Here is a 25,948-nt window from a genome sequence, read left to right on the forward strand (position 1 = left end):
CAATCGTTCTTACATACAAATCGTTCTTTAAAATACTATGTTAAATAGAAGACACCTAAGGGTCAAAGTAGTGCAGACGCTTTATGCGTACAGTTTATCTGAAGATAAAGATATCAAAGCCTTTGAAAAGGCATTATTGCAAAATGTGGATGAAGTGTACGAAATGTACATTTGGACTTTAAATCTCCTGGATGAAGTGGCCGATTATGCATTAATAGATGCAGAAGGTCGTGCAAATAAGTTTTTGCCAACAGAAAAAGATTTATCGCACAACACCAAACTAAGTAGCAATACTTTTATCGAGTCTTTAAGACAAAATCCGCAGTACGCAGAAGGAGTAAAGAAATACGGTGTTTCTTGGAACTTTGATCCTGAAATCGTTCGTACAGTATTCGCTCAATTGAAGCATTCTGAAGATTATGCATATTATATGCAGTCATCAGATCGTTCGATTGCAGTGGAAAAAGATATTATTAAGTTTATCTTCAAAAAAATTATTTTAAAGTCCCCTGTTATTGAACAGGTTTTTGAAGAGAAGTTTATCAACTGGACGGTCGATAAGGAAGTTTTACAAGCATTAATTGCCAAAACATTTAAAAACTTCAGTTCAGAAGAACCGAGACAAAATAAACTGGCAGAGCTTACGCAGAACTGGTACGATGATAAAGATTTCATCTTAAATCTGATTGCAAAAACAATCCGATATACAAATGAATATCAAAAAATGATTACCGAGAAAACAAAAAATTGGGAATCAGATCGTATTGCATTAATCGATACTTTATTAATGCGCATGGCTATTTGCGAATTGGTGAATTTCCCTTCTATTCCGGTAAAGGTTACAATTAATGAGTATATTGAAATCTCAAAAGTATTCAGTACACTGAAGAGTAATACCTTTATTAATGGTATTTTAGATAAAATTTTAAGTGATTTAAATCAAGATGGCCGTATTCAAAAACAAGGTCGTGGATTGAATAATTAAAAATATTGATATGAAAAAAATGAACTATTCACTGCTTTTAGCATTCGGTATCTGGACTTTAAGTTCATGTGGTACCAGTAACAAGAGCGAAAATACAAGTTCAGATTCCGTAAATGCAGCAGCAGATACATCTGTAAATACAGAAGCTGCAGCTGGTGCAATCGGTACTATCGAATTTGCAGAGCCTGCATTTGACTTTGGAGAGATCAAAGAGGGAGCTGAGGTTACACATACTTTTACGCTGAAAAATACAGGAAATGCACCTTTAATTATTTCAGAAGTTAGAGCTTCTTGTGGATGTACACAACCTGAGTTTTCAAAAAGTCCAGTTCTTCCAGGTAAGACCTCAGATATAAAGGTCACTTTCAAAAGTGAGGGTCAGGTGGGTAAACAGCAGAAAATTATTACCATACACTCTAATGCTTCAAATGGGTTGACGACAGTTCAGCTGAAAGGTGAAGTATTGGCAGCTAAATAATAAAATATAACAAAGATACATATGAACACAGTTTTTTTACAGGCAGCGGGCTCAGGAAGTAGTTTAATGAGCTTCTTACCGATGATTCTTATCGTGGTTGTTTTTTATTTCTTTATGATTAGACCTCAGATGAAGAAACAAAAAGATCATAAGAAATACATTGAAGAATTAGGTGTTAATTCTCAAATTGTAACAAATGCGGGTATTCATGGTCGTATTGTTGAAGTTTCAGAAACAACGTTTTTAGTTGATGTGGGTTCTGGTGTTAAAATTCGTTTTGACAAATCAGCAGTAGCTTTAGATGCTTCTAAGGCATTGAATGCAAAAGCATAACACAACAGAAATTCCAGAAGGCCGATCTTACTAAAATAAGATCGGCCTTCTTATTTAATCACATTCAAATTGCCCTATATTTCATCAGGATATGAAATACAAAATGTTTAAGTTTGTAGTATGGCAAATATTATTCGTATCAGTAAATCACAAAAAAGGAAATTAATCACATTCACGCGGTGTGTTCTTATTTCTTTATTTGCCTGGCTGTTATTTTCCATCTCAAATGAATATGTTATTACTGTTAAGGCAGGAATTGAATATGTAAATTTGCCAGAAAAGCGTGCTTTTCATCCGCAACAATCGGATACTGTCAATATTAAGTTAAAGATGACCGGCTGGCAGGTGTTGTTTTCAAAAGTAAAATCGCAAATTCCGACGGTGCATGTTGATATCAGCGGTTTAAAAAATAAAAATTGGATCGTTTTCTCCAATCAGATCGGTTTCATTAATCGGCAGTTCCCACATGAGCAGCTAGTGGTTTCCGTAAGTCCTGATACCCTTTATTTTGATTTTTCAAAACAGACACAGCGTAAAGTGCCTGTAAAAGCAATGGCAGATATTCAATTTAGAAAGCAATATGGCTTTATAGGGGAGACGCTCGTCAATCCCAAATATGTGACAATTTCTGGTCCTTATGAGGATGTGGCGAACATTGAATATTGGGAAACAGATACGATCAGAGGAAAAGATGTATCAACAGATTTAAGAACAGTAGCCTATCTTAATAAGAATCAAAGGGCGAACATCAATGTGTATCCAACTTCAGTTGAAGTACTGATGCCAGTAGGCGAATTGACGGAGAAAATTATAGAACTACCTTTAAAGGTTGAAAATAACACACATTTTAAGTCGGTAAGAACGATGCCTAGTAAGGTTGCAATTACGGTTCTGATGTCTGTAAAAGATTATAATAATTATACTGCCCGAGATTTTGAAGCAGTTGTTGATATCAACGATTGGGAAGAAGCAAAAGTCAAATATTTACCAGTTATTTTGACTAAAGTTCCTGATTTTTGTTCTGTTCTGAGAATAGAACCTCAGAATGTTGATTTTTTTGTACGGAAGTAATATGGGAATAAAAGTAGGAATAGCTGGCGGTATCGGTTCAGGAAAAACAATCATATGCCATGTTTTTAAGGTTTTAGGTATTCCTGTTTACAATGCGGATCTAGAAGCAAAATTGATCATGAATAAGAGTGATCAAGTGCGATTGGCAGTGATGCAGGAATTCGGTGATGAAGCCTACAGTAATGGCGTGTTAAACCGAGCGTTTCTCGCAGCTCAGGTTTTTAACGATGCTGCTAAGCTAGCGCAATTAAATCGCATCGTTCATCCGGCAGTCATTCAGGCAGCGGAGGATTGGGCTGATGCACAGACAGCTCCATATTCGTTAAAAGAAGCATCTATTTTGTTTGAAAGCGGCTCTTATAAAAAAGTTGATTACAGTATTTTGGTTACAGCTCCGATAGAAATACGCATTGCTAGAGTAATGGAGCGCGATCAGGTTACTAGAGAGCAAGTCCTTGCGCGGATGAATAATCAGATGTCTGACGAAGAAAAGACTAAATTAGCGGATTTTGTCATTATCAATGACGGCATTACCCCAATAATTCCACAAGTGATGGCATTGCACCATCAATTTCAGAAATAAATTTTTATGTTAAATATATTATCAGACTTTCTGGTTCGAAGACCAGAAGGATATTATTGTCAATATGGTGACTTCTATATTGACGCAATGTTACCCGTGCCGGTAGATGTTGTCTCTCACGGTCATGGAGATCATGCAAGACCTGGTCACGGTATTATTTACTGCACAGCTGTTACAGGCGCTATTATGCATTATCGCTATGCACAGCAGCCACTATCAAGCTACCGAAAAATAGATTTTAAAAGTAGTTTTCACATTGGCCAGGTTGAATTAACCTTTATTCCTGCAGGACATATTTTAGGTTCTGCTCAAATTTTGATGGAGTACAAGGGGGTGAGGTACCTATATACTGGGGATTACAAATTGCAGGAAGATGAAACCTGCGAGCCTATAGAGATTGTACAAGCAGATGTACTGATTACAGAATGTACTTTTGCCGATCCAGATGTTATCCATCCTGATCCCATTGCGGAAATAAAAAAACTAAACGAGCAACCTTTTAATATTCTCTTAGGAACATATGCACTTGGGAAGGCACAGCGGTTGACCGATCTGATTAATAAACATTGCCCTGATCGAAGAGTACTGGTTCATCACGGGATACTGCCACTTCACCGTATTTACGATGATCTGGGGCCTAAAAAGCTGGTGTACGAGCAGTATAATCGACGGGAGATGAAACTGGGCGAACCTAATAAGGTTTATATGGTGCCACCTATGACATTCAATAGTTATATTCGTGCCACCAACGTTGTCCGTGCTTTTGCATCCGGATGGAAGAGGTTGCAGCAACATAATGATCTTTCGCTCTTCATATCCGATCATGTGGACTGGAATGATATTTTGTATTTTATTAAAGCGGTAAAACCACAGGAGGTCTGGACACTGCATGGAGATGGCCGAATATTAAAACAGCATTTTGAAGGTAATCTCGATGTTCGTGATATTTATTAATATCTTATTGTCAACTATTTAATAGCATTTATATAAAAATTTTATTTATATAAATGCTAAAATTTTGCTAAGAATTTCTTTTTGATTTTTGTAGAAAAATGCAGACAACAACTCCAGATAATACGAGAATTAAACTAAAAGGAAATATATAATTCATGCCAAATTGCTTTGCCACCAATCCTACAAGTGGACCGGAGATGCCTAGTGAAATATCAATAAACAAACCATATGCGCCCAAGGCCGCACCTTTGTTTGCGCTCGAAGCACTTTTTACAGCTTCTACTCCTAACGCTGGAAAAACCATTGAAAATCCCAATCCTGTAATAGCCGCACCGATGATGGTTACAAAAGGTGTAGGGGCAAAGGAGATTAATAATAAACCAACACTTTCGATCAACATGGAGTAGAGGGCTATTTTGACGCCTCCAATTTTATTAATGCTTCCCGTGAGGACAAATCGACCTAAAACAAACATTGTACTGAAGCAGGTGATACAAATTGCAGCATTCTCCCAACCTTTATAATTATAGTACAGGGTAATGAAGGTTGATATCGTTCCAAAACCTATACCCGCCAATGCGAGTCCTGTCCCAAAAGGAGCAACAGATTTGAGAACCGAAAAAAACGAATTCCGAACCTCTTTCGATATAGCATACAGTGCTTTTTTATTAATGGTCGTAATAAGGCCAATAAGCCCGACCAAGGTAGTTAAAAGTGCGATAGACCAATTGCCCAGGTGCAGCGACATTAAGACGCCTAGCGGAGCTCCTATGGCCATTGAGCTGTAATTGAAGATTCCATTGTATGAAATTGCGGTACTGGTATGTTGTTCCCCAACACGTAAGATTGCCCAGTTGATCGGACTGGCACCGACCATTCCTTCTCCACAGCCAGTAAGTAATCGAGAGACAGCCAACAAACTTAAAGCAAGAAGCGGAGATGAGCTATTGGAGAATGCAGCCCATAAAAGTATCCCTGTAAGGATAAAGCAGATCATACTGATGATGATAGCAGGCTTAGGACCTTTTTTATCCACAATTGTCCCGGCATAAGCACGCATAAAAAAGGTCATAATATATTGTGAGCCAATTACTGCACCAGCGATAATGGTATTGAATCCCAAAGTTTGATGGATGAATATAGGAAGGACTGCTAACGAAAGACCAATGGTGAAGTAACCGTAGAAGGTTAGAATCGCATAGCTAGCAATCTGAAAGCGGTAGTCCTGCGCCGCTTTTTGTAAAGATTTGGATAACATGCTGCAAAGGAAGCAAACCTAAAGGGGATAAAAAAATAAAAGCCAATATTCTGCATCAGAATATTGGCTTTTATCGTTAATCAATTAAAGTTGATTACCACCCTTTGATCGCTCCGCCTTTGAAAACTTTTTTAGCGATGGCTTCTACTTCCGGTGATTGATAAGCTTCTATAAATTGTTTGATACGCTCATCATTTCTATTATCCTCTCGCGATACAATTAGATTCACATAAGGTGATTCTTTGTCTTCAGCAAATAAACCTTCTTTTTCAGGGTCTAAACCAGCCTGAGCAGCAAAAGTATTGTTAATAATAGCAATGATAACCTCTTTGTCATCTAAAACCCGTGGTAATTGGGGAGCTTCAAGCTCCATAATATTTAATCTCTTCGGATTTTCTATGATATCTGTCTTTTTTGGCAGAAGGCCTACATCATCTTTTAATTTTATTAATCCTTCTTTTTGAAGTAACAACAGCGATCTGCCCCCATTCGTTGGGTCATTAGGAATGACAATAGTTGCTCCTGGCTGTAATTCATTGATTGACTTTATTTTTTTAGAATAAGCAACTATAGGAAAGACAAAGGTATTGGCGACTGCGGCTAATTTATATCCGCGCTGTCTCGATTGTTCTTGAAGATAAGGAAGGTGCTGAAATGAATTAACATCAATATCACCTTGGTTCAACGCTTCATTAGGGACTACATAATCGTTAAAAGTTACAAGCTCGACGTCAAGATTAAATTTTTCTTTTGCCACCTTTTTTGCCTCTTCAGCAATGTCTTGCTCTGGACCGGCGACAATTCCTACTTTAAGGACTTTTGAATCTGTTTTTTTTCCGTTACAAGCTGTTAAGCCAAATAGAGCCAATGCTACAACGCAAATTTTAGAATGTAATCTCATAGTTTTTTAAAATAGATGTTAACGATGATTAGCTTTTTTAGACAGGTAATCTCCTGTAAATTGAAGAATAAATACAATTAAAATTAGTAAAATTAATACAGCATTCATAATAAAAGTATCATAACCGATATAACCATATTGGTATCCAATCTGTCCAAGTCCACCTGCACCTACTGCTCCGCCCATAGCTGAATAACCGACTAAGGTAATCAATGTAATTGTCAGATTATTAACGAGTGATGGTAGAGACTCGGGGAGTAAAACTTTGTATATTATCTGTAATGTAGTGGCTCCCATGGCACGCGCAGCTTCAATTAGACCATGCGGAATTTCCAATAGACTGTTTTCAACTAACCTGGCAATGAAAGGTGCGGCAGCGAAACTTAAAGGTACCAAAGCTGCAGTAACACCAATAGAAGTGCCTACAAGCTGCCTGGTAAAAGGTATCATCCAAACGATCAGGATAATAAAAGGTATGGATCGAAATATATTGACCAGTATGGCAAGTAATTGATGAATATATTTATTTTCATGTAATTGGTTTCTTCGTGTTAAAAAAAGAAAAATACCAGTAGGGAGGCCAATCAGAAAACCAAAAAAGCCAGACAGAAAAGTCATGACGATAGTTTCGATAGTACCTTTTATCAATAAATCAATAACTGTATCAGACATATCCTATGATTTCTATTTGTGAGTAATTTGATTTTAAATAGTGGAGGCTGTTGCTGATATTATCAGCATCACCAATAAGTTCCAGATTAAGTATGCCGAATTTGATTGAACCTACATAATCAATTTGCGCACTGATAATAGCCACATCAATTGCATATTGCTCATGCAGATGCTTGATAACAGAAGTTTGATTAGAATGTTCTGCAAGATAAATCTGGACGATGGGATTTCCACTCTCTTTCAGACGCTCTTGATAGATTGTCGGTAATTCGGCATGAAGTGACGATTGAATGAAGTGCTTTGTTAATGTCTGCTTAGGTGATGTGAAGATCTGTTCCACTGTGCCAGTTTCGATTAATTTTCCGCCATCAATGACAGCAACTTGATCACAAATGATCTTAATGACTTCCATCTCATGTGTAATCAGTAAGATGGTTAAATTTAATTTTTTATTGATTGCTTTTAGCAACTGCAAAATAGATTTAGTTGTAGCAGGGTCCAAAGCACTGGTTGCTTCATCACATAACAAAATCTCAGGATCACTTGCGAGGGCTCTAGCAATAGCAACACGCTGTTTTTGACCGCCAGATAAACTTGCAGGATAGTCATGTGCTTTGTCTTCCAGTCCTACCAAAGCCAGTAGCTCCATTACCTTTAGCTGAATATCATTTTTCGAAGTGCCGGTCAGTTCCAGCGGAAAAGCGATATTCTGATATACCGTACGGGAGGAAAGTAAATTGAAATGTTGAAAGATCATACCGATCTTGCGTCGATGCTGAATTAAATCCTGATTGGATAATTTCATCAGGTCGACACCGTGAATCAAAATTTGTCCCTCGTCGGGTTTTTCCAATAAATTGACGCATCGGATTAATGTGCTTTTTCCTGCACCTGAGCTACCTATAACCCCAAATATTTGCCCTTTTGGAATAGCAAGTGTTACTTGATCCAATGCTTTCGTAAACTTATTTTTTACTGCAAATGTCTTGGAAATGTTAATTAATTCTATCATTTATGTATAGTAAAAACTAATCTTACAAAAAAACCTTTCAAACATGTCCTGAAAGGCTAATGGATATTCAGTAATGGCCATATTAAACAAAGGCATATTACTATATTTTAGCGCAAATGTATCAAAAGTAGCCCTAAATCACAATACTTATATTCACATTACAGGGTTTTGATGCATTCTTCAGCTAGAAATGGGTATTTAAAATTAAAGCCTGTATCAATTATTTTTTGGTTGCTCGCTGTTGTACTTGTCAGCAAAACTTCTTCGCCCATTTGTCCAAGAGCAAATTTTAAAAGAAAAGCAGGTACGTAAATCGGTAGGTAGATTGAACCTACTTTTTGTTTAGCGATACGATCGATTATTATTTTTTGTGCCAGTACTTCTGAGGATACAGCATTGTAAATTCCTACTATTTCATTGTTACGTATGGCTGTTAAATACAACTTGCACAAATCATCGATGTGGATCCAGCTCATTTTTTGTTTTCCCGAACCTAAGTAAGTTGCACTTTTAAACTTTAATGATTTGGTCAATTCTTTTAAAGCACCCTCATCTTTACTGAAAACTACGCCTAACCTGAAAATGACCACTCTTTTATGCAATAATTCAACAGGTTTTACGCTGTCTTCCCATAGCTTGCAGGTCCAGCTTAAAAAATCCGTACCCTGTTCTTCATTTTCAGTAAAAGCATGTCCGGGTTTTTTGTCTGCTCCATACCAGCCAACTGCCGATGTTGAAATGACAGCTTTAATTTTGTTAGGAAGTTGCTGTAGCGCTTCTGTGATTAAATTGCCACTATTAACCCGGCTGGAGATCAGTTCTTGACGACGCTTCTTCGTCCAACGCTTGTCAGCAATGCCAGCTCCAGCAAGATTGATAATATAATCTGCCCGTTTTATCGCATCATTGTTTATACGTTTAGTATCTGGATCCCAGTGTAAATGTTCAATATGATTGCTGTCTTTATTTGCGCTGGGGTTTCGACTGAATATAATGACATGAAACCCTTCGCTAACAAGCAATTTTGTTAAATGCCGACCAATAGTTCCTGTACCTCCTGCTAGAATGACTGTTTCCATAGTTCCAAGATCTTTAAGCTTATAAATAATGTGATCGTTTCTCATAGCCAATTTAATTTTTATTTATCATATTCCACCCTTATTCAAATTAAAAAATGGTTATTTTGCTGTATATAATAGAGTAGGATTTTAAAATATGAATTATTTTGATGAGCTTAAAACGCTCTTGAATATAGAACAAGACTTTGATCGTGAGCAATATGAAACCCTTTTGCTAAAGTCAAGCTTGAATGAAAGAAAGTTAAAAGGTGTGACCTGGTTTCCGATTCAGATTAAAGGTGAAGAGATGGGGCGTGGTGATTATCTGACCATTACATTATCCAAAACAAATAACCAGGAGGATGAACATCGTTTTCGCTTTGGTATGCCGGTCGCTCTTTTCTCGAATCATGATCCCCTGGTCGATCGGGCAGAAGGACTGATTTCTTTTGTGAATAGAGATACAATGAAAATTGCATTGCGGGTCGATGAACTGCCTGACTGGACGAGAAGAGGTAAACTTGGGGTGGATCTTTTATTTGATGAAAATTCATATAAAGAAATGCATGAAGCATTAAGGAAAGCCAAAGAACTGCGTCTAGATTTAAATGAAGGAAGACTGATCCGCGAGATAATAGGTGAGGAGGAGTTAAAGGGATATAAAAAAGAAATTAATTACGATAACGCTACTTTAAATCAGAGTCAAAATGAAGCCATAGTTCATATTCTAAGTGAGAATCCGATTTCCATTATTCATGGCCCTCCCGGTACAGGAAAAACGACAACTTTGGTCAAAGCAGTACAAGCCCTACTGAAAAAGGAAAATAAGCAAATTTTAATTGTGGCACCGAGTAATACGGCAGTTGATGTTTTGACCGAACGATTAGATGCCGCAGGAGTGTTAGTGACACGTATTGGAAATCCCGTCAAAATTTCAGAACATTTACAAGAATTAGCACTTGATGCCCAAGTGGATCAGCATCCGGCAAACAAGGAAGTCAAGTTACTCAAGAAAAAAGCGCGGGCTTACACCGAAATGGCTCAGAAGTATAAACGAAGTTTTGGAAGATCTGAACGGGAACAGCGTAAAGCACTTTTTGATGAAGCCAGAAAAATAGGGAAAGAAATTGGCGATATACAAGATTTTATGGTCGCAGATATTCTGGATAAAGCACAGGTTGTTACTGCTACTTTAGTCGGATCCAATCAGTACGCAGTCAGAAATAGAGTATATCAGGTTGTTATTATCGATGAGGCAGCACAGGCTTTAGAACCCGCTTGTTGGATTCCGATTCTAAAAGCAAATAAGGTGGTGCTTGCAGGTGATCATTGTCAGCTTCCTCCCACGGTGAAGTCAAATGCCCAGATGAATATCGGTCTTTATCATACGTTGTTTGAAAAATTAGTAAAACGTTATCCTGAACATGTTTCTTTATTAAACGTTCAGTATCGGATGAATGAAAAGATTATGCAATACCCTTCTACGGCACTATATGATGATCATCTCATTGCAGGAGATCATGTACAGCATTGGACGCTCAAAGAAGATTCGGAACCTGTTGTTTTTATTGACACTGCAGGGGCGGGTTTTGAGGAAGAACAGGATGGTACAGCAACATTTAATGTAGGGGAGGCTCGTTTTGTTATCAATCATTTGAAACAATCATTGGTATCTTTTGAACAGGTTTATGATGAAAGTGATTTTCCGGCGATTGCAGTTATTACTCCTTACCGGAGACAAGCGACAGTGCTAAATGAATTATTAGTAAATGATGAGCAGATTGTTCCCTTTCGTCATCATATCCAAATTAACACTATCGATAGTTTTCAGGGGCAGGAAAAAGATATCATATATATCAGTTTAACAAGGAGCAATGATCAGCAGGCAATCGGTTTCCTTTCCGATGTGCGTAGGATGAATGTTGCTATGACAAGGGCAAAGAAAAAGCTCATTGTGGTGGGGGATAGTGCCACTGTGGGTAAGCATGAGTTTTATGATAATTTTATTAAATATGTAGATACCATGCAAAGCTACCATAGTGTTTGGGAGTGGGATTTGGGCGAATAGTTAATATAACATGAAATTCTAACGGAAATTAGTAGCAGATGTATTGAATTAATCTGCTATTTTAGCAACTTGACGAATTTTTACTGAAAAAATTATGGATAAGTATTATCAAAATAAAGAATTAGTTTTTAAAACGCGTTGGATGACAGCAACTGGATTTTACTTCGCCGAAGCGGAATTGCCAGAAGCATCTTTAACAGCATATTTAAATAATTCTGAAGAATCAGAAGAACATATTATTTTCATCCCTTTTAGTCAAATAAAAAGAGCTGTACCACTTTTTGATAATCAGCCACCATTGCTTGATATTGATGTATTAGATCCAAAAGATTATCAAGCTGTAGTTGCAGACTTTGAGAATAAAGCCCAATTGAAAGAAGCCATTCAGGCAATTGAAGAGCAATCAGGGCTTAGAGAAACAGTAGAAGTTATAAAAGACAAAACCTGGATACGTAATTTGCTTTATACAATTGCAATTGCTTTTTTCGGTTTTTCGCTGGTGATGATGGCAAGGGAATTAGAAAATGGCGAAGTGCCTGATACGAGTGGTAACCGATCGGGTTTCAAGAGTGTTTTAGCTGCTATTGCAGAGCAGTTGGGTTTTATGGGCAGTGCTGCATTAGCTATAGTATTGTTTTCTGGTTTCGCATACTTTACTTACACGATATATAAAAGTTCAAATACAACAAGAACTGTCTGGAAAAAGTAAGGCTTATCCATGACTTTCTGATGAACTAAAATCATGTTCAGCGTTAAGGATAAATGAAAATTGTTTTCAACTATTCTTTAAAATATAAAAAAGTGGCTAACTCTTGCGAGTAGCCACTTTTTTAATTTTAAAAGGTGCTTTGACCTTTATTCAACCTCATTTTTATTCAAGAAGACAAATTGACCATCAAATACATCCAATTGGATAACCGCATCTTTATTGACTTTTCCTGAAAGGATTTCTTTCGAAAGTTCATTCAGGATGCGTTTTTGCATAACACGTTTCAATGGCCTTGCACCATAGATCGGATCATATCCTAATTGCGCTAGCCAATCCATAGCATCATCCGAAGCAGTGATGAAGATATTTTGCTCAGCCAATTGTTTTTGAATATGGCTAAATTGCATCCGTACGATGCTTGCAATTTCATCTCTGCTTAGAGGTGTGAACATGATGATTTCATCAATACGGTTCAGGAACTCTGGGCGAATTGATTTTTGTAAAAGCTCAAACACTTCACCTCTTGTTTTTGCAATAACCTCATCTCTGTTATTATCATTCAACTGCGAGAAATTCTCTTGAATGATATGCGATCCGGTATTGGAAGTCATGATGATGATCGTGTTTTTGAAATTCACCGTTCTACCTTTGTTATCTGTTAAGTGACCATCGTCGAGTACTTGCAGTAAAATGTTGAACACATCAGGATGTGCTTTTTCAATTTCATCCAAAAGTACGACAGAATACGGACGGCGGCGAACAGCTTCAGTCAATTGTCCACCTTCTTCATAACCTACATATCCTGGAGGCGCTCCGATAAGTCTGGACACTGCGTGACGCTCTTGGTACTCGGACATATCGATTCGGACAAGCGCATGTTCATCATCAAATAAGAACTCAGCTAGTGCTTTTGCTAACTCCGTTTTACCTACACCAGTAGTTCCCAAAAAGATGAAAGAACCAATGGGACGCTTAGCATCACTAAGTCCCGCTCTTGAACGGCGGATAGCATCAGAAATCGCTTCAATCGCCTCTTCCTGTCCGGCAACCCGTTTATGTAATTCCTCTTCTAGAGAAAGAAGCTTATCGCGCTCAGACTGGATCATCTTATTTACAGGAATACCGGTCCATTTAGATACCACATCAGCAATGTCTTCAGAAGTCACTTCCTCTTTTAACATCCGTTTGCTATCTTGCTTTTCAGCTAATTCTGCTTTTAATTTTTCGACCTTATCCTGCGCATCTTTGATACGGCCGTAGCGAATCTCAGCTACCTTTCCATAATCGCCTGCACGTTCCGCCTGATCAGCTTCCTGCTTATAATTTTCTATATTTTCAATCTCCTGGTTGACACTGTCCACCAACGTTTTTTCTGACTGCCAGGATGCACGTAAAGAATCGCGTTCAGCAGATAGATTAGCGATCGTTTCAGAAAGTTCACTGACTTTCTTATCATCATGCTCACGCTTTATTGCCTCCCGTTCAATTTCGAGTTGCATAATACGGCGGTTCAGTTCATCTACAGCTTCAGGAACAGAGTCCATTTCAAGACGTAATTTTGAAGCCGCTTCATCCATTAGGTCAATCGCTTTATCTGGTAAGAAACGATCCGAGATGTAGCGGGTTGACAATTCGACAGCCGCAATGATTGCTTCGTCAAGAATGCGCACTTTATGGTGCGTTTCGTAACGTTCTTTTAATCCGCGCAGGATTGAAATTGCATCTTGAGTAGTTGGTTCGTCAACCATTACTTTTTGAAAACGACGTTCCAATGCTTTGTCCTTTTCAAAGTATTTTTGATACTCGTTCAATGTTGTTGCACCAATAGCACGAAGTTCTCCACGTGCTAACGCCGGTTTTAAGATATTGGCTGCATCCATTGCACCCTCACCACCACCAGCACCAACTAAGGTGTGGATCTCATCGATAAACAGGATGATTTCACCGTTACTGTCTGCAACCTCTTTGACAACAGCTTTTAATCTTTCTTCAAACTCACCTTTGTATTTTGCACCGGCTATTAAAGCCCCCATGTCCAAAGAGAATACGATTTTTGATTTCAAATTCTCTGGCACATCACCATTGATGATGCGGTGTGCAATACCTTCGGCAATAGCGGTTTTACCAACCCCTGGTTCACCCACCAAGATGGGGTTATTCTTAGTTCTACGGGATAAGATTTGCATCACGCGACGAATTTCTTCATCACGGCCTATCACAGGATCTAATTTTCCCGATTCAACAAACTCGTTTAGATTACGGGCGTATTTTCCCAAAGCATTGTAGGTAGCTTCGGCATTTTGATCCGTCACTCTTGTGTTGCCACGTAGTTCTTTGATCGCTAATTTAAGATCCTTTTCATTTACTCCTTGATCCTTCAGTAGACTAGATGTTTTATCGCCTGCATTTAGAATACCTAGAAGTAGATGTTCTACAGATACAAACTCATCATTAAACTCCTTTAAGTAGCTTTGCGCTTTTTGCAAGGCCGAATTTGAGGTGTTACTCAAATAGACATTTGTGCCGCTGACTTTCGGGAATGCCTGAATTTGCTTATCCAGTTCTCCACTTAAGTAAGGGATATTTACATTTAATTTTTTTAACAGATGACTGATTACATTTTCATCAACTGTTAGCAAGGCTTTAAGTATATGTGCGGTCTCAATAGCCTGCTGTTGATTGCCTGTGGCAATCTCCGAAGCTTTTTGAATCGCCTCTTGTGCTTTAATTGTATAGTTATTGAAATTCATGGTTTTATTTGCTTTTTGATTTGATAATTGGATAACAATCAAAATGCCATATCTGTTTTTATTCTTTTTTCGGAAAAAATGTCTTGTATTTTTATTGTGAAATGACAAAATTTCATGTTTATGTGTTTTGCAGCAGTGGGTTCCGATTTGAATTGAAAATAAATGGCTTGATTTTCAGAAAATTATTAAAAATATGAAAAAAAATGCCAGGAAAGTTTGATTTTGTTGTCAAAGGTTTCGATATTTGCACCATCATAATTCGAAAGGGTTATTTAAAAAAGCCTCTTTAGCTCAGCTGGTAGAGCAACTGACTTGTAATCAGTAGGTCATTGGTTCGATTCCGATAAGAGGCTCTTTTTTAACTTTCACACATGATGCCTCCTTAGCTCAGCTGGTAGAGCAACTGACTTGTAATCAGTAGGTCATTGGTTCGATTCCGATAGGAGGCTCAAAAAGGTCAATCTCAAAAAGATTGACCTTTTTTGTGTTTATACTGATCGAAAGATTTAATGCCCAATTATTTACAGATCGTGTGCTTTATATAAATTAAATTTATACCGGCGATGAACCGGCATAAATTTAATTTTATTGAGCTTAAGCCCCTATAGTCTTGATTATATAGTGGCGACCTATTTTTGTTTCAAATGAAAACCTTTCTCCTGTCTTACTTACGGCTATTTGCTTACCATTTTCCATTACTTGTATTTCTTTTTCTTTCCAAGGATTGTGGATCTGGCATTTTGTGCCTTTTTCACTATAAATGGACATATTTGTTATGGTAGTGCCATCATAATCTGCAGAAACTAAAAAGGCACCTTTAGTCCGTAGGCGCGTAAATGAAGCGCTTGATTTTACCCAGTTGGGAAATATGTACAACGTGTTATCAAGCGTTTGAAGCATCATTGAGTTGACCGTTTCAACTAGGGCTGTTTTTTCCGAAGCATGATGGCCATCTGTAATCAAGAAGTTTTTTTGAGCACCGCTGGCCAATATGCTTAGGTTTTTAATAATTATTTCAGGGGAGAAGCCAACGCGTGCAGCCATAATATAACCGCTTAGACCTAACGCATTCATTGATCCTTGAAATCCATTTTGGTCAACTTCATAGTATTCAACCGTATTTTTAGCTATCTGTAAAGAATCTGGATCTGAAAGTAAATCGAGTACTTCGCAGGGGTAGACCGGATGCATTTGTATCATGTGGTTTGGTAGATCCCATCCTGCTTCATTTTTTGCAAAAATAGGCAAGCCTTTATTCGGTGTCTTGGTCGGCTGTATTACCTTGTATTTAGGAAGGTGATCGAGAATATCCTGCCAAAGCGTTCTCCGGTTTTCATCCACATCCAATAACTTACTATACTTGAGAAGTAAGCTGAAGGTTTGCTTGATGAAACCTAGATCGGAGGGAGGATTGAGATCCCAGGAACTCTCATGTGCGCCAGTAGTGATACTGTATCTATAAGTATCACCATATGGCTCCTTTTTCAGGTAATCTTCATAGAAATCACCACATTCTTTAATAAAGGGGTAAGCTCTGTTTTTTAAAAAATTTAAATCACCAGTATATTCATAGTACCAGCTGAAAAGTGGTACATTGAACGGCGCATTCATCGTTTGTTGCCAGTAATAATTGTAAGGTATGCCAATTCCCAGTCCACCAACTAAGAAAACAGCTCCTCTAAATGATTTCCCAGCTAAAGAAGGATGGACAGTTCCCATGTCATTTTGCGCACGTCTTCTTCCATCAGGTAAGATTGCTTCAATGAAGTTGTAAAAAGGTTTTGCAATTTCGGGTCTATTCGCGGAGAAGACGCTATAAAATCCAGCTTGGCTATTATAATTTAAATGGATATCACCATGATACATCATTTTGTCATCCATATTCCAGACACCATACATGCCGCCACATGCCGGGGAATGTTCGTTATAGGCAGAAGCTAGAAAATAGATCGAACTTAAGTACTGTCTGTTGATCAATTCATCATTTGTTTCCACATATGACCTATTCCACATATTCTTCCACCATGCTATTTTTGTATTTCTTAAAGCATTTAAACGGTTATTTTGCAAATCATGAAGTGTTTTATATGCGTTTTCCATCTGTGCATCGTTCTTCATACCGCCACCCGATATGTAAGACAGTACATAGACAGTTTTTCCAGCTTTAAGAGTAAAGTGCGTATTGGTCTGGGCTTGGGATTCTCTACTGCAAATTGATGATGCGCCAAGAACCTTAGTCGATATACCGGCTTTAGAGACCCATCTTACATCTGTAGTTTTAGTTTGTCTGGTTACCTGCGTTACGTTACTGTTCACATCGGCTGTTGTGCCATATGTTGCCGATATGCTATCGGCATAAGTATCTACAGATATTTTGATTGGAGTTTTTGTGTTATTTACCAGTTCAGTGACTAAAAGATTTTCATTAACAGATATCCAGCTTTTCATATGCACAGGTTGTGTTGTTGCTGTACGCATGCGCAATTCATTACCTAGTTGGTCCATCTCATACTTAAAACCAGCGCTTATCGGTGATTCTACGGTTATTTTAACCCCGCCAACAGGAAGGGCAGCGGGGCCGGATCCGGCCCAGTCCGACCAGCCATCTGTTACAAAATCGACTTTTGAGATTCTGAAAGTCTGGCTGTTTTCAGCAGTATGGCACACCACACCAACATCCCCATTGCCTATATAAGGTCCAATAGGTGCATGATTACTGCGGATACTTTCATAGCTAAAAGGTGCGTTCCAGACGGCAGTCATTAAGTTTTTTTTACTTAAAAAGAATTGATTATCTGCATCAGAATTTTTTATCAAACTTCTCTTTTGCTGTGATTGTGCACGACTGCCTATATTATGAGATGAATTGACGTTTTGTTGCGCCTGACTTGAAAAACTTAATAATAATATACAACAGGTTAGATTTCTTTTTATCTTCATTATATTTTGAGAGGTTACAGTAGTAGGGAATTTAGAGTTTAGTTATAAGTTTTGGAACTATTAGAACCGATATAAAGATTCAATATATTTTTTCAAAATACTACCTTTATATTTGCCAATAATGTTACTTTTTTATCATTATCAGGTTGTGGCATACTGCACCGATCAAGTCCAAAGTAACAACTGGCTTTAGCCTTAATTTTGATGTAGGGTCTTAGCTATGCCACTAATCATTTGGGATGGTTTAAATAGAGGTGTTTTCAGTGTCAATTATCGGACACGGAGATGAGATGAGTTTTTGCATGTTCCCATTTTTTAAAGCTTAAGATTGCGAAGTTGTGATCGCGTAGCGTATGGTAGTTTTGCAAAATCCCTTGTTATAACAAAAAAAAAGGGTTCCATACATATGTATGGAACCCGTTGTATATCGATACCGGTTATTATTAAAAGTTTGGTTTTAATAAATACTTGTCGTAGAATCTGAAAATATGATCTGCGGCTTCTTCCGCCGTATCAACGATGCGGTAGAGTTTTAGATCTTCTTCGCTGATGTAGCGTTCACCTAGCATAGTGTTCTTGATCCAGTCGAAAAGGCCACACCAATATTCGGAACCCACTAACACGATCGGGAAGCGTGCGATTTTACCTGTCTGGATTAATGTAATTGCTTCAAATAATTCATCCATTGTTCCAAATCCGCCCGGCATAACAATATACCCCTGCGAATACTTCATGAACATGACTTTTCTAACAAAGAAATAGTTAAATTCAAGAAGTTTATCACGGTCAATATATCTGTTGTGAAATTGTTCAAACGGCAATTCTATATTTAATCCTACTGATTTACCGCCGGATTCATAAGCTCCCTTGTTTGCAGCTTCCATGATACCGGGGCCACCTCCAGATATAATTCCATAGCCACGTGCAGTTAATAAACTTGCCACATCGACAGCCATTTGATAGTATTTATGATCTTGTGGAGTTCTTGCAGATCCAAAAATGGAAACACAAGGACCAATTTTAGCTAATTTTTCAAATCCATCTACAAATTCGGACATGATCTTAAATATTTGCCACGAATCTTTTACTTTTATCTCCTGCCACGTTTTGTTTTCAAAGGCACTTCTTATTTTGTCGTCTTTTGTAATATCCATGCTATACTCTTATTATAAAAATTACTGTTCCTTTTCATTTGAAGGGAATACAAGATAAGGAATATTTTTAATTTGAACAGTTTCTTTAACTATTATATTGTTAAATTTGTGCCATGAATTTTTCTTCTAAATTATTAGAAAACGCTGTATCCGAGTTTGGACGTTTACCTGGAGTAGGTCAAAAAACTGCATTGCGACTTGTTTTACACCTGTTAAAGCAATCGGATGCTGAAGTTGCACGATTTACATCTACTATTAATCAATTGAAAGAAGAAATTCAGTATTGCCATATCTGTTTTAATATTTCAGACTATCATGAATGTGAAATTTGTACCTCTCCAAAGCGGGATCATTCCATTATATGTGTCGTGGAAGATACGCGTGATGTGATGGCGATTGAAAATACCAATTCTTACCAAGGAATCTATCATGTACTAGGGGGACTTATTTCACCAATGGATGGGGTAGGACCGTCTGACTTGAAGATTGACGGTTTGGTCGACCGTATGCGTAAGCAAGATGTCAAGGAGGTGATATTGGCATTAAGTGCTACGATGGAAGGAGATACAACGATATTTTATTTGTATCGTAAGCTCAAAGAATTTAATATCCAGGTCACCACTATCGCACGTGGTATTGCTTTCGGCGGTGAGCTTGAATATGTCGATGAATTGACCTTAGGAAGGTCAATAGCGACGAGAACATTATATGAACGACCGACGTTCTAAGGGTTAGAATACCGTATTATTTTGATTGTAAAAGCTTTGTTACCCGACGAAGCTTTTTTTTGGCCTGCTTTTTAGTGAAAAGTTGTATTTTAACAGATTATTAAATCTAACACAACCAAACTATCATTTATTAAATAAGTATGAAAGAAAAAAATAGCTCCAGAAGAGATTTCTTAAAGAAATCCATCACAGGAGCAGCGGCATTTTCAATTGTCCCTAGATTCGTATTAGGGGGACAAGGATATTTGGCTCCAAGTGACCATTTAACGAAGGGCATCATTGGCGTAGGTTCAATGGGGCGTGGTCATTTTGGATACGCGGGAACAAAAACAGTGGCGATATGTGATGTCGACACAAGACATTTGGCTCTAGCGCAACAGGCTTTAGGTGGCGGAGTTAAAGAACATCATGATTTTCGTGATTTAATTAAAAACCCTGAAGTAGATATCGTGCATATTGCAACTCCCCCGCATTGGCATGGTTTGATGTCTTTGGAAGCAGCGCGTGCAGGAAAAGATATCTGGTGTGAAAAGCCGATGACACGTACTATCGGTGAAGGAAAACGTGTCAAAGAAGCGATCGCACAACATGGTAATATGTTTAGATTAAATACCTGGTTCCGTTTTGCCGATAATTTCTACGGAATGAATGTTCCGGTTAAAAAAATTAAAAAATTGGTAGATACAGGTATGTTGGGTTGGCCGTTGAAAGTAACGATCAGCAAGCATACTGGTTTTGACTGGAAATTTTTCTGGGTAGGGAAAGAAAACCTTCCTGTTGAACCGGTACCAGCAGAATTGGATTATGAATTATGGTTAGGTCCTGCACCTTTCAAACCTTATAGTACGCATCGCGTGCACACAACTTTTAGAGGATACTGGGATTATGATGGCGGTGGTCTTGGTGATATGGGCCAACATTATTTGGATCCTGTTCAATATTTCTTAGGAAAAGATGGCGAAAGTCCTGTATCGGTAGAAGTTGATGCGCCGCAGCAACATAGTGATGCGGTCGGTACCTGGAGAAGAATTGTTTATACATATGCTGATGGCTGTCAGATTATTTTAGATGGTGAAGGTAAAGATGAAGGCATGGCTTATATAGAGGGACCTAAAGGGAAGCTGTATAAAGGCTTTGTGTCTGATATACCGGATATGGAAAGAAAACTGGCACAATTTCCTGAGCCAGCACCACAGATTACAGATTTCTTGGAATCGGTACGTACACGCGAGAAATTTGCATTAAATGAAGAGAACGGATACCGTTCATGTACATTGGTCAACATGGGCTTGATCGCCTTACGTTTAAACCGCTCATTGAAATTTGATTCTACAAAAGATGAGTTTATCAATGACGATGCAGCAAACCGTTTAGTTTATCAACCGATGCGTGGCCCTTGGTCAATGTAATTTTCTAATCTATCTAAAATGAAAAAAGTTTTTAATACGATATCTGCCTTATTAATACTTCAAGTGGCAGCATATGCACAACAGCCCCAAAATAGAACGACTGCTACTAAAATAGCTGATGTACTGGGGCAACAACCTGCCGAAGAAAAGGCTAAGTTTTTATACGCGATGAACGAGTTGGAAAACTTTACATCAAGTGAAATCGCGGCGATGCTAAATCAATTGAAACCGCAGGGCCAAAACAATGCGCAAGTAGAGTATGCCACAAATAGCTATTCTTTCTTTGTTAACCAACCAGGCAAAGAAAAACAGAAAGAAGTATTTGTACAAGGTCTATTGGATGCATTGGGTACGGTGAAAGAGGATACCAACAAAGCTTTTGTATTGCGTCTTTTACGTCAGTGTGCAACGAATGCTGCTGTGAGTAAAGTAGCTACTTATTTAAATACACCATATTTGGCTGATGGTGCGGCACGCACATTGGTCTCGATCAATACGAAAGAATCAAGCGATGCATTAGCACAAGGATTAGCGAAAGTAACAGATGAAAAATGTGCAGTTGCGCTCGTGACCGCTTTGGGAGATGTTAAAAATCAAGATACCGAGACGGCTATCATCGCTTTGATCGATAAGTTCAAATCGGATAGCTTCAAACGTACTGCTTTGATTGCCCTGAGCAAAATTGGAGGAACAGCAGCGCTTCCGATCTTTGAAAAAGAGCTTAAAACTGCAAATTATAGTTATGATAACCTAAATGGTATCGGTTTAGGTCTGGACTATGCCGAATCTCTAATTGAGAACAAAAAAAATAAAGAAGCAATTGCTTATTTAAATACTTTGTTTGCTGAGGCTTCTAAATTGAAAGCAATCAATGCACAAGTAGGATCGTTAACTTTATTGACAGGATTGGATGCTAAAAAACAAAAGAAAAACTTGTTTGCGGCAGCTCAAAACGAAAATAATGTCTACCGTCACGTTGCTTTAAATCTATTGCACAAATACGGAGATGCAAATGATACTAAAAAACTATTAGGACTAGCAGCGAAATCAAGCCCTGCTGTGCAAGAATCATTATTGAACTATATTGCTCAAAACGGTTCGATAACTCAATTAAAAGCAATCGAAAAAATTGTTGGTAAGTCTACAGATGCACATGCTAAATTAGCGGGTCTCTCGGCGATCAACCTCCTTTCTAAAGGTGCTGACTCGAAAGCTTTAATTGATAATTTGTCTACAGATGCGCAACTGAATGAATCGATCAAAGCACTTTTGTTAAGTTCAAAAAATGAACAGACAATGGACGTGATCAACAATTCATTAGCAACTGTTGATGATGCTAAGAAAATCCAATTATTGGACATTTTGAGCACAAGGGCAAATGCTAATTCTTCGCAAGCTGTATTGGCTTTGAATAGCACCAATGCTGATGTAAATAAAGCCATCAACAAGGCTTTACCAAATGTTGCACAGGAGAAAGATCTAGAAATACTTGTTAATTTATTGACAAAAGCGGATGAGGCTTCAAGCAGGAATTTAGAGGTTGCGATTGCAAATGTGATCCAGTCTAGTCCTAACAAAGAACAACATATCCAAAAACTTGCCGCGAATATTTCCCGTTCTGCAGCACCTAGTGCAACCAAATTCTTTCCAATTTTTGCCAGACTTGGCGATCAGGAGTCTTTGAATGCGGTTACGAATTATTTGAAATCTGATAATCCTGCTCTTCGTGATGCCGCTGTTTTAGCGATCGCAGACTGGTCGACTCCTTTAGCATTAAATGAGCTCATCCAGTTGTCAAGAACAAACTTATCAGGTGGTTTAAGTGAAAAAGTATTTGCTGGATTGATCAAGAATATCAATAGATCGAGTGAAACAAACGATCAGAAGACCCTTTTATTGAAAGATGCTTTTGCAGTTGCTAAAAATAACAACCAAAAAAGAACTGTTTTAGGTTCTCTACAAAGTACGGGCACCTACCAGGCAGTTGTATTTTCAGGTAAGTTTTTGAAAGATCCGGAACTGAAGGGTACTGCCGTTAACACTGCAATGAACATTGCTTTAGATAATAAATCTTTTATAGGTTCTGACGTCCGCAACATCTTGAATGAGGTGATCAACAATTTAAGCGGAAGCGAAAGTGCATACTTAAGAGAAGCTGTTGTTAAGCACCTTGCAGAAATGCCTAAATCTGAAGGTTTTGTAAGCCTGTTTAATGGACAGGATCTGACAGGCTGGAAAGGTCTAGTCGCAAACCCGATTAAAAGAGGTCAAATGACTGAGAAGGAATTGGCTGCTGCGCAGGTAAAAGCTGATGAGCAAATGCGTCAGGGATGGGCTGCTAATAATGGTGAATTGATCTTCAACGGTAAGGGAGATAACATTGCTACGGTTAAACAATATGGCGATTTTGAGATGTTGGTTGACTGGAAACTGGATAAAAACGGTAAAGAAGGTGATGCTGGGATTTATCTTCGTGGTACACCACAGGTTCAGATCTGGGACATCTCTCGCGTAAAAGATGGTGCTCAAGTGGGTTCTGGTGGTCTTTATAATAACCAAAAGGCTGAATCAAAACCATTATTGGTGGCGGATAATGCCCTTGGTGAGTGGAACACGTTCAGAATTAAGATGGTTGACGACAAGGTGACAGTTTACTTAAATGGTAAATTGGTTACCGATAATGTGCCTTTAGAAAATTATTGGGATCGCAATCAATCTATTTTCCCTACCGAGCAGATTGAGCTGCAGGCTCATGGTACGGTGGTGTCTTACAGAGATATCTATGTAAAAGAGCTGGCTAGAAAAAATGTATTTCAATTGAGTGACACAGAAAAGAAAGAAGGTTTTGAGGTGTTATTTGATGGTACAAACTTAGATAAGTGGACGAAGAATGATGGTTATGTAATCAATGATGAAGGATATCTTAGGGTGGTGCCAGACGCTAAATTCGGCGGTAATCTTTATACAAAAGAAGAGTATGGAGATTTCATCTATCGTTTTGATTTCAAATTGACAGAAGGTGCAAACAATGGTGTGGGGGTCAGAGCTCCTTTAGAGGGTGATGCCGCTTATGCTGGTATGGAAATCCAAGTGTTGGATAACACTGCAGATATCTATAAAGATTTGAAACCTTACCAATACCATGGTTCGGTGTATGGTGTTGTAACGGCAAAAAAAGGATTTTTAAAGCCAGTAGGCGAGTGGAATACGGAAGAAATCGTTGTAAAGGGTAACCGTGTTAAAGTTACTTTGAATGGTACAGTGATTCTTGATGCTGATATTGCAGCGGCAAGCAAAAATGGTACTTTGGATGGTAAAGATCATCCCGGTTTAAAACGTACAACGGGTCATCTTGCCTTCTTAGGACATGGTTCGGAAGTATTCTTTAAAAATATCAGAGTAAAAAAATTGAAATAAGGGTTATACCTTTTCATTTTATAAGGTCCTTATTACTTTAAGTAATAAGGACCTTTTTTTAACATTAAACCAAGAACGATGAGTAGTTTTCGGTAGCTCCATCGTGCCACTCAAGGTATATTTTATGGTTGAAAAAAAATATATTTCAAATGCTATCGCTTAATGTGAAGCAGCTTTTGAAAAGAAATTCATTATAATGACTCCGGCAACAATCAAAACAATACCAATCACTGCTGGAAGATCTAGTGATTGTTTGAAAATAACAACCGAGATAACAGTTGTTAAAACAATACCGATACCACCCCAAGCTGCATAAGCAATACTAAGAGGAATAAATTTAAGCGCCAGGGAAAGAAAATAAAAGCAAGCTATAAAGGCCAGAATAGTGACAATAGATGGAATTAACTTTGAAAACCCATTGGATACTTTTAAAAAACTACTGCCAAGTAATTCAAATGCAATAGCTAAGCCTAAAAATAAATATTTCATTTTTTTATATGATTAATAATCATACAAAGGAACGGTAGATTGAGATTGTTTTTTTTGATATATATCAAATTCAGTTAAATTTCAATACAAACTATCATTATTTTTTTCGGATCCGGCTTAATGTTTCCTGAGTAATACCAAGATAAGAAGCGATATGTCCTAGCGAAATGCGTTGTGCCGCTGCGGTTTCATTCTTCAGTAGCGTATTGTAACGCTCTTCAGCAGATTCAGTCTGTAAAGAAATGGCACGCTCCTCTAATATTTTGCAATATTCTTCCGCTAATTTTCTCCCAATGGTTTCCATTTGATGATATTTTTGATAAAGCTCATTCATATCTTCTCTGGAAATATAGTAAATAGAGGAATCTTCTAAAAACTGAATGCTCTCTAAAGAAGGAAGATTGAAGAAAAGAGGAATCACTGAACCTAATATCATATTTTCGATACCAAACCAAACATTGATCTCCCGATCTTCTTTATTGTAAAATGCGCGCACAATTCCTTTTTCAATAACAAACATATTGGATACAACTTGACCCTGTTTAAGAAAAAAATCACCCTTTTGTTTGGTCATGAATTTAGTTCTCTTAATCAATTCTTCCTCAAGATCAGTATGAATTGGTCCGTATTTTTTTAGCTGTTGGATTAAGAAATTCATATTTTCTGTATTACTTCCCTATAATATTAAAACTTGCAAGTGCCGGTTTTACCGCTTGCGTAAGAACGCATTGCAACATAAGGAGTATCTATAAAAGATAAACGTTTACAAAACAAACCATATGTTGTCATGAGGTTTTAAATATACCTATCGAAGTTGGAACTACCAATCTGCAAAGTGAATTTATTGATGTCATGTAAAGCACAAAATTCCGCATGTTTATTTGTGATTCGTAGATATTCTATCTTATTTCCAAAAATCATATACCTGCTAATTGCTAATTTTCATCAACTGATCTTACGATTTGATTCTTGACTCCGT

General features: G+C 37.8%; 21 protein-coding genes and 2 tRNA genes. 13 read left to right on the forward strand and 10 right to left on the reverse strand.

The genetic code is table 11. From position 1 onward, the window contains the following. Positions 1-37 precede the first annotated feature (37 nt). From nusB to M2265_RS24585, 6 genes are all read left to right on the forward strand, one after another. Positions 38-985, forward strand: a complete 948-nt coding sequence (gene nusB, locus M2265_RS24560; RefSeq protein ID WP_021189220.1) for a transcription antitermination factor NusB — start codon at positions 38-40, stop codon at positions 983-985. 10 nt (positions 986-995) lie between these two features. Next, entirely contained in the window at positions 996-1,463 is a 468-nt protein-coding gene (locus M2265_RS24565; protein WP_132772707.1) for a DUF1573 domain-containing protein, read from the forward strand. Positions 1,464-1,484: 21 nt separating this feature from the next. After that, positions 1,485-1,796, forward strand: coding sequence for a preprotein translocase subunit YajC (gene yajC / locus M2265_RS24570; RefSeq protein WP_021189218.1), 312 nt, complete (start codon positions 1,485-1,487; stop codon positions 1,794-1,796). Between the two features lie 120 nt (positions 1,797-1,916). Further along, positions 1,917-2,867, forward strand: coding sequence for a hypothetical protein (locus tag M2265_RS24575; RefSeq protein ID WP_132772709.1), 951 nt, complete (start codon positions 1,917-1,919; stop codon positions 2,865-2,867). Position 2,868: 1 nt separating this feature from the next. After that, on the forward strand, positions 2,869-3,450 hold the full coding sequence (gene coaE / locus M2265_RS24580) for a dephospho-CoA kinase (protein ID WP_031287811.1): 582 nt from the start codon (positions 2,869-2,871) through the stop codon (positions 3,448-3,450). 6 nt (positions 3,451-3,456) lie between these two features. Next, positions 3,457-4,404: an MBL fold metallo-hydrolase gene (locus tag M2265_RS24585; RefSeq protein ID WP_132772711.1), complete on the forward strand. Its 948-nt coding sequence runs from the start codon at positions 3,457-3,459 to the stop codon at positions 4,402-4,404. Positions 4,405-4,471: 67 nt separating this feature from the next. Here the strand turns inward: M2265_RS24585 and M2265_RS24590 are convergent, their stop codons facing one another. The 5 genes from M2265_RS24590 to M2265_RS24610 form a co-directional block, all read right to left on the reverse strand. After that, a complete protein-coding gene (locus M2265_RS24590) occupies positions 4,472-5,662 on the reverse strand; it encodes an MFS transporter (RefSeq protein ID WP_132772712.1) in 1,191 nt (396 codons plus the stop codon). 94 nt (positions 5,663-5,756) lie between these two features. Next, a complete protein-coding gene (gene metQ / locus M2265_RS24595) occupies positions 5,757-6,563 on the reverse strand; it encodes a methionine ABC transporter substrate-binding lipoprotein MetQ (protein WP_132772714.1) in 807 nt (268 codons plus the stop codon). An 18-nt stretch (positions 6,564-6,581) separates the two neighbouring features. After that, complete coding sequence (gene metI / locus M2265_RS24600) at positions 6,582-7,235, reverse strand: methionine ABC transporter permease MetI (RefSeq protein ID WP_132772716.1); 654 nt, start codon at positions 7,233-7,235, stop codon at positions 6,582-6,584. After that, positions 7,228-8,247 (reverse strand): methionine ABC transporter ATP-binding protein, encoded by a 1,020-nt coding sequence (locus M2265_RS24605; RefSeq protein WP_132772718.1) that lies wholly within the window; start codon positions 8,245-8,247, stop codon positions 7,228-7,230. The genes metI and M2265_RS24605 overlap by 8 nt, the downstream gene beginning before the upstream one ends. A gap of 158 nt (positions 8,248-8,405) precedes the next feature. Further along, complete coding sequence (locus M2265_RS24610; RefSeq protein WP_132772720.1) at positions 8,406-9,371, reverse strand: TIGR01777 family oxidoreductase; 966 nt, start codon at positions 9,369-9,371, stop codon at positions 8,406-8,408. 91 nt (positions 9,372-9,462) lie between these two features. Between M2265_RS24610 and M2265_RS24615 the strand changes: the two genes are divergently transcribed. Together M2265_RS24615 and M2265_RS24620 are read left to right on the forward strand one after the other, a co-directional pair. Beyond that, positions 9,463-11,373 carry an AAA domain-containing protein gene (locus M2265_RS24615; protein ID WP_132772721.1) on the forward strand — a complete coding sequence of 637 codons (1,911 nt, stop codon included), beginning with the start codon at positions 9,463-9,465 and terminating at the stop codon, positions 11,371-11,373. 94 nt (positions 11,374-11,467) lie between these two features. After that, positions 11,468-12,082: a hypothetical protein gene (locus M2265_RS24620; protein ID WP_021189931.1), complete on the forward strand. Its 615-nt coding sequence runs from the start codon at positions 11,468-11,470 to the stop codon at positions 12,080-12,082. 146 nt (positions 12,083-12,228) lie between these two features. Here the strand turns inward: M2265_RS24620 and clpB are convergent, their stop codons facing one another. Then, on the reverse strand, positions 12,229-14,832 hold the full coding sequence (gene clpB / locus M2265_RS24625) for an ATP-dependent chaperone ClpB (RefSeq protein WP_132772723.1): 2,604 nt from the start codon (positions 14,830-14,832) through the stop codon (positions 12,229-12,231). A gap of 280 nt (positions 14,833-15,112) precedes the next feature. Between clpB and M2265_RS24630 the strand changes: the two genes are divergently transcribed. Together M2265_RS24630 and M2265_RS24635 are read left to right on the forward strand one after the other, a co-directional pair. After that, positions 15,113-15,185 (forward strand) — tRNA-Thr (locus M2265_RS24630). Between the two features lie 23 nt (positions 15,186-15,208). Next, positions 15,209-15,281 (forward strand) — tRNA-Thr (locus tag M2265_RS24635). A 145-nt stretch (positions 15,282-15,426) separates the two neighbouring features. Here the strand turns inward: M2265_RS24635 and M2265_RS24640 are convergent. Next, a complete protein-coding gene (locus tag M2265_RS24640; RefSeq protein ID WP_132772725.1) occupies positions 15,427-17,772 on the reverse strand; it encodes a glycosyl hydrolase family 95 catalytic domain-containing protein in 2,346 nt (781 codons plus the stop codon). Between the two features lie 443 nt (positions 17,773-18,215). Continuing rightward, complete coding sequence (locus M2265_RS24645) at positions 18,216-18,920, reverse strand: TIGR00730 family Rossman fold protein (RefSeq protein ID WP_037526690.1); 705 nt, start codon at positions 18,918-18,920, stop codon at positions 18,216-18,218. Positions 18,921-19,039: 119 nt separating this feature from the next. Here M2265_RS24645 and recR point away from each other — a divergent pair, with 119 nt between their 5' ends. The 3 genes from recR to M2265_RS24660 all read left to right on the forward strand — a co-directional run bounded on the left by recR (position 19,040) and on the right by M2265_RS24660 (position 24,480). Beyond that, on the forward strand, positions 19,040-19,654 hold the full coding sequence (gene recR, locus M2265_RS24650; RefSeq protein ID WP_021191006.1) for a recombination mediator RecR: 615 nt from the start codon (positions 19,040-19,042) through the stop codon (positions 19,652-19,654). A gap of 140 nt (positions 19,655-19,794) precedes the next feature. Further along, on the forward strand, positions 19,795-21,063 hold the full coding sequence (locus M2265_RS24655; protein WP_132772727.1) for a Gfo/Idh/MocA family oxidoreductase: 1,269 nt from the start codon (positions 19,795-19,797) through the stop codon (positions 21,061-21,063). Between the two features lie 18 nt (positions 21,064-21,081). After that, complete coding sequence (locus M2265_RS24660) at positions 21,082-24,480, forward strand: family 16 glycoside hydrolase (RefSeq protein WP_132772729.1); 3,399 nt, start codon at positions 21,082-21,084, stop codon at positions 24,478-24,480. A 159-nt stretch (positions 24,481-24,639) separates the two neighbouring features. On the opposite strand, the gene M2265_RS24665 is transcribed toward M2265_RS24660, so the two are convergent. Continuing rightward, positions 24,640-24,969: a DMT family transporter gene (locus M2265_RS24665; RefSeq protein ID WP_132772730.1), complete on the reverse strand. Its 330-nt coding sequence runs from the start codon at positions 24,967-24,969 to the stop codon at positions 24,640-24,642. 97 nt (positions 24,970-25,066) lie between these two features. After that, complete coding sequence (locus tag M2265_RS24670) at positions 25,067-25,627, reverse strand: Crp/Fnr family transcriptional regulator (protein WP_132772732.1); 561 nt, start codon at positions 25,625-25,627, stop codon at positions 25,067-25,069. Positions 25,628-25,948 lie beyond the last annotated feature (321 nt).

The organism is Sphingobacterium kitahiroshimense, from assembly GCF_025961315.1.
Classification (GTDB): Bacteria; Bacteroidota; Bacteroidia; order Sphingobacteriales; family Sphingobacteriaceae; genus Sphingobacterium; species Sphingobacterium anhuiense.